The 1,592-nt window shown below is 44.2% G+C and carries 1 protein-coding gene; it reads right to left on the reverse strand.

From position 1 onward, the window contains the following. The coding region (locus tag Q4597_RS19670) for a hypothetical protein (RefSeq protein ID WP_303407803.1) at positions 1-1,592 on the reverse strand (1,592 nt) is incomplete at both ends.

Consider the following 1,592-nt stretch of genomic DNA (forward strand, 5'->3'; position numbering starts at 1 on the left):
GCAACCTCGTCTACATAAGTTACACCACTATTGCTTGGTGTGACCGTTGGAGAACCGTCGCCCAATAACGTAAGTTCATTTGTTGGGTCGGCATCCGCATCCTGAATATTTATCGTTGTAGAACCACCTCGCTCTAAATCGATGTCCACCGTTTCGTTAGCAGTACCCACTGCACTTGTTATCTGTTGGTCGTCACTGGCATTGTTGGCCAAGTCCTCTAAGGCCTCTTGGACCGTAGTTTCGTTTACCGTATCGCCATCAACATCAAAAGGAGTGTTCAAAGCTACCTCCGTAGCATCTTGAATCTCGTTTGTTGGGTCAGCATCCGCATCCTCAATGTTGATAGTAGTTGAACCACCTCGCTCTAAATCGATGTCCACCGTTTCGTTAGCGGTACCCACTGCACTTGTTATCTGTTGGTCGTCACTGGCGTTGTTGGCCAAATCCTCTAAAGCCTCTTGGACCGTAGTTTCGTTTACCGTATCACCATCCACGTCAAAAGGAGCATCCAACGGAACTTCCGAAGCATTTTGCTCATCTAAATCTACACTACTGATTTGGTATGGGTTTCCTGCGGAACCATCTCCCGTTACGGTAACGTTCACATTTCCGGACTCGACCTCCGTTTCCGTACCATCGGCAGCTGCCACCGATAAATCGTAATCATCTCCTGTCTGAGTCAACGTTACTGAACCATCTGTTGAGGATATAGTTTGAATCTCATTGTTCGGATCACCATCTAAATCAGGACTGGCATTGCCCCCTACTTGGTTCCAGTTAGTACCATCAAAAACATATAACTGCCCAGCAACATCATCCACATAAGTTACCCCAGCATTTGACGGTGTTATTGTTGGTGCCCCACTATCTATTAATGTAAGCTCATTGGTTTCGTCTTCATCTGAATCTGTTGAATTAACCGTATAGTTTCCATTGCCGTCATCAGTTACCGAAATAGCTCCTGTACCAGCAATTACGGTTTCTACAAGAGATGATAAATCTACATTTGCAGAACTCCCTCTTTCTATATCTATTTGAAGTTGATTTGTTCCGCTTAAAGTAGCACCCGTTAAATTTTGGTTATCGCTAGCGTTGGCTGCCAAATCAATAATTGCTTCTTCCACCGTATTTTCATTAACACTGTCCCCATCAACATCTAATGGATTTGTTAAATTAACCTCCGTTGCTTCTTGATCATCCGTACCATCAAAACTGGTTGAAGTATTATCTTCCGAAACGTAAGTATAAGTTACATTATCTGCTGTAGACAATGTTGTAACCGTCTCGTCTATTTCCGTAATTGTTCCATCCGCTTCCGTTACCGTGGCAATCAGGTTACCCGCAATAACATTAGTAATATCGATTCCGTTCGTATTGATGTCCACATCCGTGCCGTCACCATTGGTGAAACGGTAAAGGCCGCCACCCAAATCTGTGATATCTGATTTGGAAACCGTTACAGTATTTCCTTCTTCATCCACTAAAGTGATGTTCCCGTCATTGTTATCCTCTATTCGTACGATGCTCTCCTGGATGGAAACCGTAGTCCCGTCTTCCTTTTGGTATACACCGATTTCGTTTCCGTTGGTCGA

Source organism: Zobellia sp. 1_MG-2023, assembly GCF_030549125.1.
In the GTDB taxonomy this organism is placed as follows: domain Bacteria; phylum Bacteroidota; class Bacteroidia; order Flavobacteriales; family Flavobacteriaceae; genus Zobellia; species Zobellia russellii.